The 7163-nt window shown below is 38.2% G+C and carries 8 protein-coding genes; all 8 read left to right on the top strand.

Annotated features, from left to right (window positions below; translation table 11 throughout):
* Positions 1-56: 56 nt before the first annotated feature.
* Complete coding sequence (gene der, locus V7149_RS19730) at positions 57-1367, top strand: ribosome biogenesis GTPase Der (protein ID WP_335347299.1); 1311 nt, start codon at positions 57-59, stop codon at positions 1365-1367.
* 142 nt (positions 1368-1509) lie between these two features.
* Positions 1510-2562 (top strand): NAD(P)H-dependent glycerol-3-phosphate dehydrogenase, encoded by a 1053-nt coding sequence (locus tag V7149_RS19725; RefSeq protein WP_335347298.1) that lies wholly within the window; start codon positions 1510-1512, stop codon positions 2560-2562.
* 239 nt (positions 2563-2801) lie between these two features.
* Positions 2802-3002 carry a DUF2768 domain-containing protein gene (locus V7149_RS19720; RefSeq protein WP_335347297.1) on the top strand — a complete coding sequence of 67 codons (201 nt, stop codon included), beginning with the start codon at positions 2802-2804 and terminating at the stop codon, positions 3000-3002.
* Positions 3003-3042: 40 nt separating this feature from the next.
* Positions 3043-3756, top strand: coding sequence for a hypothetical protein (locus V7149_RS19715; RefSeq protein ID WP_335347296.1), 714 nt, complete (start codon positions 3043-3045; stop codon positions 3754-3756).
* A gap of 221 nt (positions 3757-3977) precedes the next feature.
* Positions 3978-5456: a stage IV sporulation protein A gene (gene spoIVA / locus V7149_RS19710; RefSeq protein ID WP_335347295.1), complete on the top strand. Its 1479-nt coding sequence runs from the start codon at positions 3978-3980 to the stop codon at positions 5454-5456.
* Positions 5457-5817: 361 nt separating this feature from the next.
* Entirely contained in the window at positions 5818-6090 is a 273-nt protein-coding gene (locus V7149_RS19705; RefSeq protein WP_066294243.1) for an HU family DNA-binding protein, read from the top strand.
* 165 nt (positions 6091-6255) lie between these two features.
* Entirely contained in the window at positions 6256-6822 is a 567-nt protein-coding gene (gene folE, locus V7149_RS19700; RefSeq protein WP_335347294.1) for a GTP cyclohydrolase I FolE, read from the top strand.
* 64 nt (positions 6823-6886) lie between these two features.
* Positions 6887-7123, top strand: a complete 237-nt coding sequence (gene mtrB, locus V7149_RS19695; protein WP_335347293.1) for a trp RNA-binding attenuation protein MtrB — start codon at positions 6887-6889, stop codon at positions 7121-7123.
* The last annotated feature ends 40 nt before the right edge of the window (positions 7124-7163 follow it).

The raw sequence follows: 7163 nt of genomic DNA, 5'->3' as shown, positions 1-7163 counted from the left end.
ATCTGGGCGCAATTTCGCCGAGGAGAAATTGATTAGGAAAAGAAAGGGTGATGTTCATGGCAAAGCCAGTGATTGCGATTGTCGGACGTCCAAACGTTGGAAAATCCACGATATTTAACAGAATTGTTGGAGAGCGTATATCTATTGTCGAAGATATTCCCGGAGTTACTAGGGATCGTATATACAGTTCAGCAGAATGGTTAAACCATGATTTTAATATAATTGACACAGGCGGTATTGATATTGGAGATGAGCCTTTTCTTGAGCAAATTCGCCAGCAGGCTGAAATTGCAATTGATGAGGCTGACGTCATAATCTTCTTAGCGAACGGCAGAGAAGGGGTTACGGCTGCGGATGAAGAAGTGGCAAAAATCCTTTACAGGGCAAAAAAGCCGGTCGTACTTGGCGTCAATAAAATTGATAATCCTGAAATGCGAGAGCATATTTATGATTTCTATGCTTTAGGATTTGGAGAACCTTTTCCTATCTCGGGTGCACATGGATTAGGATTAGGAGATTTACTTGATGAGGCTGCTAGACATTTTCCAAAGCATGGTCAGAAAGATTATGATGAGGATGTAATTAAATTTTCATTAATTGGCCGTCCTAATGTAGGGAAATCCTCACTTGTAAATGCTATTTTAGGCGAAGATCGAGTCATTGTCAGTAATATTGCCGGTACTACGAGAGATGCAATCGATTCTCAGCTAACTTATAATGGAGACAAGTATGTCATTATTGATACTGCTGGAATGCGCAAAAAGGGTAAGGTATATGAAACAACTGAAAAATATAGTGTTTTGCGTGCTTTAAGAGCAATTGAACGTTCAGATGTAGTCCTTGTTGTTTTAGATGGAGAAGAAGGAATTATCGAGCAGGACAAACGGATTGCAGGGTATGCTCATGAAGCTGGACGAGCTGTGGTCATTGTCGTGAATAAGTGGGATGCTGTAGAAAAAGATGAGAAAACGATGAAGGAATTTGAACAAAAGATTCGTGAGCATTTCTTGTTTCTTGATTACGCTCCGATTGTATTCCTTTCCGCAAAAACAAAAAAACGGATTCATACCCTTATTCCAATGATCAATACCGCAAGTGACAATCATTCATTGCGCGTTGAAACGAGTGTTCTGAATGATGTCATTATGGATGCGGTTGCTATGAATCCAACACCGACCGATAAAGGAAGACGCTTGAGAATTTATTATACGACTCAAGTTGCGGTGAAGCCGCCAACCTTTGTTGTTTTTGTAAATGAGCCTGAATTAATGCATTTTTCATATGAGCGGTTCTTAGAAAATAGAATTCGGGATGCCTTTGGCTTTGAAGGGACACCAATCAAGATATTTGCAAGAGAGAGAAAATAATAAAGAAGCAGCTTGATCAGGGGCTTTTGACTTCCAACGTACAGGACTTACTAGTGCCGATGCTGCCACAGGACGTGGCGTACTTCGTCAGCGAGCCCCAAGGCGCTGAGCTAAACAAATAATTTTATAAGGCAGTGATTAAATGGAGCAAAGGTTTGAACGAGTAGCTGTTGTTGGAGCGGGAAGCTGGGGAACAGCTTTGGCTATGGTTCTGGCAGATAATGGCCATGAAGTTCGTCTTTGGGGTCATAAACTCCAGCAAATAAATGAAATTAATCAATACCATACGAATAAAAAATATTTACCAGAGGTAATCCTACCTGAAGGAATTACTGGATATTTTGATCTAGAGGAAGCTTTATCGGGAGTTCATACAATTATTCTAGCTGTTCCGTCAAAAGCGATTCGTGAAACAGTCGGCAAAATTAACTTCATTTGCAAAGAGCCTTTAACCATTGTTCATGTGAGCAAGGGAATTGAGCCAGACACTTTACTTCGTATTTCTGAAATGATTGAACAGGAAATATCCCCTGAAAATTTGGACAGTATCGTCGTTCTATCAGGTCCAAGTCATGCAGAAGAGGTTGTTTTAAGGCATCCGACAACTGTGACTGTTTCATCTAAGAACATGGATGCGGCTGAAAGAATTCAAGATTTATTTATTAATCAGAATTTCCGTGTTTATACAAATCCTGATATTATCGGAGTTGAAATTGGCGGGGCATTAAAAAATATTATTGCACTAGCAGCGGGTATTACAGATGGGTTGGGCTATGGTGATAATGCAAAGGCTGCGCTAATGACTAGAGGTTTAGCAGAAATTGCCCGTTTAGGGATGAATATGGGTGCTAGTCCCCTTACATTTTCTGGTTTAACGGGAATTGGAGATTTAATTGCAACTTGTACAAGTGTTCACTCCCGAAATTGGAGGGCAGGGAATTTGCTTGGTAAGGGCCATAATTTACAAGAAGTTCTTGATAATATGGGAATGGTAGTTGAAGGTGTAAGAACAACAAAAGCTGCCAAGCAACTAGCAGAAAAATATGAAGTGAATATGCCCATTACCGATATTCTTTATGACGTTCTTTTTAATGGTGTGAATGCAAAGGAGGGAGTAGATCTTTTGATGGCACGTGGAAAAAAGAACGAAATGGAGGATTTAACGAACGTTCTTGAATCTGACTTTGACAAATAAAACGGCTCAATCCTAATATTTTTTAAATATAGGCATTCGAGGATGCGAGCCGGCTACTTTTTGCATACAATGCAACGAAGCAAACTGGTGAAATGAACAGGGTGTATGGGTTATTTAGTCTCATAAGCTTGAGTTAAAGAAATGCCCCTTTCTTTAACTCAGCTTTTTTTTTATAGTACTTTCTTTTTCAAACAGACAAGCGTATGTTATAATCATTTCGGAAAAAGGAGTTGAAAGTCATGTCACCGTCATTAATGAAAATGTGGGTTTCTCTTGCATCAATGGGCTTTATGTTTATCTCAATATTAATGATTTATTTAAGCCGTTATAAATTGGGTGGAATCTTTAAATTTCTAACTGCTATTATTGCCTATTTTTTGATGATTATATCAGGGATTATTATTGTACTAGTCGTTTTCAGCGGACCAACAAGTGATTAATTACATTATTCTTATACATAGACTAAAGGGATTGATATAAATGAAAAAAGGTTTACAGCTGCTCGGTTGTTTGCTGTTATTTATACCGCTATTATCCGGATGCATGTATCCAAAAGAACAATTAGCACAAAATAAAATTCCTTATGAAGATCAGATTAACTCTGTACAAACAGCTGTCAATTCTTATAAAGAAGCAAATAACGGACTTTTGCCTATTAAAACTAAAGATGAATCAACCCCAATATATCAAAAGTACCCTATTGATTTCAAAAAGCTTATACCTCAATTTATGGCAGAGTCGCCTGGTAATGCGTACGAATCTGGAGGGGTTTTTCAATATGTTCTAATAGATGCAGAAACAGAGCCAAAGGTCAAAATTTTTGATTTAAGAATGGCTGAAACCATTCGGGATATTAAGTTAAGAATGAAATCACAGAAGTACCCTCCTTATAAAGAACAGCTTGCAAAAAATGTTTTTACTTTGGATTTTACTAAGCTTGGCTATAAAGAAAGCCCGGTAGCATTGAGTCCTTATAGTGGAAGAAATCTGCCATTTGTGATTACAGGTGAAGCAGAGGTTTACGTTGATTACACGAGTGATCTTCATGAGGCCATGCAAAAACAGGAGTTTTCTTATAAGCAAGGGGACGATGTAAGGGAAATCCTTACGAAAGATTCTGCATTTGTTCCTGCTTATTCTTTACCGTATACAATTGATGAGGAAACAAAAAATCCAATCTTTTTAACGAAATAGGCATAACCCTTCTTCTGCAAAATATATTGTAGGAGAAGGGTTTTTTTAATGCTATTTTAACATTAAATGTAAATAAGAAAGCATAATAAGCGGAAAATGTTATCTCAAGGGGTAATTTTTTATAAAAACTGTCATAACGAGATAGGACAACATCATAAACATATAATGTCCAAACGTAATTGATAGGATAATATTATCCCACAGATTCGGGAGGGGATCACTTGGAAAAGGTAGATATTTTTAAAGATATTGCTGAAAGGACTGGCGGCGATATCTATTTCGGAGTAGTAGGAGCTGTACGTACAGGTAAATCAACTTTCATAAAAAAATTTATGGAATTAGTTGTTTTGCCAAACATGAGTAATGAAGCTGACCGTGCTCGCACCCAGGATGAACTCCCTCAAAGTGCAGCCGGAAAGACAATTATGACAACTGAGCCTAAGTTTGTACCCAATCAGGCAGCTTCTGTCCACGTGGATGAAGGCCTGGACGTTAATATTCGATTAGTTGATTGTGTAGGGTATACGGTTCCTGGTGCTAAAGGGTATGAGGACGAAAATGGCCCAAGAATGATTAATACTCCTTGGTATGAAGAGCCGATTCCGTTCCATGAAGCGGCAGAAATTGGAACTAGAAAAGTCATTCAAGAGCATTCAACCATTGGGGTCGTGATAACTACTGATGGTACAATTGGAGAAATACCTCGCAGCAATTATTTGGAGGCAGAGGAAAGAGTAATAAATGAATTAAAAGAGGTTGGAAAACCCTTCATTATGATTATTAATAGTGTACAGCCTCATCATCCAAATACAGATTCTCTAAGAAATCAGCTTTCTGAAAAGTATGATATTCCTGTGCTAGCTATGAGTGTGGAGGGCATGAGGGAATCAGACGTATTAAATGTTATGCGTGAAGCCCTGTATGAGTTCCCAGTGCTTGAAGTCAATGTAAATCTCCCAAGCTGGGTGATGGTACTTCGCGAGGATCATTGGCTAAGAGAAAGCTATCAGGAAGCTGTAAAAGAAACAGTAAAAGATATTAAGAGATTACGGGATGTTGATAGGGTCGTCCATCAATTCAGTGATTTTGATTTTATTGATCGGGCGGGACTAGCAGGCATCGAAATGGGTCAAGGTGTAGCAGAAATTGACTTATATGCCCCAGACGATCTTTATGATGAAGTATTAAAAGAGATTGTGGGAGTAGAAATTCGCGGCAAAGATCATTTATTAGAATTAATGCAAGATTTTGCCCATGCCAAAAGGGAGTTTGATCAAATTTCAGATGCATTGAAAATGGTAAAACAAACTGGCTATGGGATTGCGGCCCCATCATTGTCCGACATGAGCCTTGATGAACCGGAAATCACACGCCATGGCTCGCGGTTTGGGGTAAGACTTAAAGCAGTAGCTCCATCCATTCATATGATTAAGGTTGATGTAGAATCAGAGTTTTCTCCAATCATTGGAACAGAAAAGCAAAGTGAAGAACTCGTTCGCTATTTAATGCAGGATTTCGAGGATGATCCTTTATCAATTTGGAATTCCGATATTTTTGGCCGCAGCCTTAGCTCGATTGTTCGAGAAGGAATTCAGGCAAAGCTTTCGATGATGCCTGAAAATGCAAGATATAAATTAAAAGAGACACTAGAAAGAATTATAAATGAAGGATCAGGCGGTTTAATAGCCATTATTTTATAAGACTCCACTCGGGGTCTTTTTTTGTTTTTTCATATAATATGACAAATAAACAAAAAATTAGGCGGTAAATGGGTGTAAAAAGAAAACTTTCCCAATAAAACGTGAATTATTCTTGATAACACGAAATGATTGTGATAATCTTTTAACAGAATTACCGTTGTGACATCCTAAACCCTTAGTAATAAAGGTTTTTTGGAGAAATGGTTTGAAAACTTCATCCATTTAATTTATTATGAGACATGTTAAACAAAAATTTGTTACAACGTTTAGAATTCAGTAATTTTGTTTACAAATGTAAGTAAGAATGCTTAATATGTCTAATTTAAGTCACCCATTTATATTTTTGGGAGGAGGTGAAACCATGAACAAGACAGAACTAATTAACGCAGTTGCTGAGAGCAGTGAACTTTCTAAAAAGGACGCTACTAAAGCAGTTGATGCAGTATTTGATGCAATCCTAGATGCTTTAAAAGCTGGTGATAAAGTACAATTAATTGGTTTCGGAAACTTTGAAGTTCGTGAGCGTGCTGCCCGTAAAGGACGCAACCCGCAAACTGGCGAAGAAATCGAAATCGCTGCAAGCAAAGTTCCTGCATTCAAACCAGGAAAAGCATTGAAAGATGCTGTTAAATAAGTACATACAAGTGCTTAAACAAAGCCTAAGTTAAAAACCGCGATCATTCGCGGTTTTTTTTATATCAATGCCCCCTTGCATTTCTTTTTGCTTGTAATGAAAATAATATGCTAATATGGAAATATTGGAGTTTAAGAAAGCAAGATTGTCTGAGGGGGAAGTTTGATGTCGAACGTAAATCGTGCGCAGATAGAAGATGCCGTACGTTTAATATTAGAAGCAGTCGGGGAAGATCCAAACCGTGAAGGATTATTAGATACACCAAAGCGAGTAGCAAAAATGTATGAAGAGGTGTTTGCAGGATTAAATCAGGATCCGAAAGAATACTTCGAGACCATTTTTAGCGAAGATCATGAAGAGTTAGTGTTAGTAAAGGACATCCCTTTCTATTCACTTTGTGAGCACCACCTTGTACCTTTTTACGGAAAAGCACATGTTGCATATATTCCTAGAAATGGCCGAGTTGCAGGATTAAGTAAATTGGCTAGGGCAGTGGAGGCAGTTGCGAAACGTCCACAGCTTCAGGAACGAATTACTTCTACAGTGGCGGATGCGATTTTAGAGAAGCTTGAGCCAAATGGAGTAATGGTTGTAGTGGAAGCTGAACATATGTGCATGACGATGCGCGGAGTGAAAAAGCCGGGCTCCAAAACAGTTACAACTGCTGTTAGAGGTACATTCTCAGAAGATGATAAAGCACGTGCTGAAGTTTTAGCTTTAATCAAGTTTTAATCCATTAAGCTAAGAATGAGAGAATTCTTCTTGACGCTTAAATAATCGCTAAAAGGGTGTTAGTATGGATAAGAAAAATCCCAATGGAAATGATTATATCGTTATTAAGGCAAAGGAAGACGGTGTCAATGTCATAGGTTTAACAAGAGGAACTGATACTAGATTTCATCATTCGGAAAAACTGGATCAAGGTGAAGTCATGATTGCTCAGTTCACAGAGCATACTTCCGCCATTAAAATAAGAGGAAGCGCGAAAATCCTGACATCTTATGGTGAGATAGACAGCGAAGCGAAAAAATAACTTTATCGCAGATTAACGAGCTGTAAGATCCCCACTTCAA

Origin of the sequence: Bacillus sp. JJ1503 (assembly GCF_036965125.1) — a bacterium.
Classification (GTDB): domain Bacteria; phylum Bacillota; class Bacilli; order Bacillales; family Cytobacillaceae; genus Cytobacillus.
This window is presented reverse-complemented; position numbering and strand designations above follow the sequence as displayed.

What these genes read in the sequence shown, in the direction of transcription:
- V7149_RS19725 (WP_335347298.1), top strand. Translation starts at nt 1,510, where the DNA reads ATGGAGCAAAGGTTTGAACGAGTAGCTGTTGTTGGAGCGGGAAGCTGG.
- V7149_RS19715 (WP_335347296.1), top strand. Translation starts at nt 3,043, where the DNA reads ATGAAAAAAGGTTTACAGCTGCTCGGTTGTTTGCTGTTATTTATACCG.
- mtrB (WP_335347293.1), top strand. Translation starts at nt 6,887, where the DNA reads ATGGATAAGAAAAATCCCAATGGAAATGATTATATCGTTATTAAGGCA.
- V7149_RS19720 (WP_335347297.1), top strand. Translation starts at nt 2,802, where the DNA reads ATGTCACCGTCATTAATGAAAATGTGGGTTTCTCTTGCATCAATGGGC.
- folE (WP_335347294.1), top strand. Translation starts at nt 6,256, where the DNA reads ATGTCGAACGTAAATCGTGCGCAGATAGAAGATGCCGTACGTTTAATA.
- der (WP_335347299.1), top strand. Translation starts at nt 57, where the DNA reads ATGGCAAAGCCAGTGATTGCGATTGTCGGACGTCCAAACGTTGGAAAA.
- V7149_RS19705 (WP_066294243.1), top strand. Translation starts at nt 5,818, where the DNA reads ATGAACAAGACAGAACTAATTAACGCAGTTGCTGAGAGCAGTGAACTT.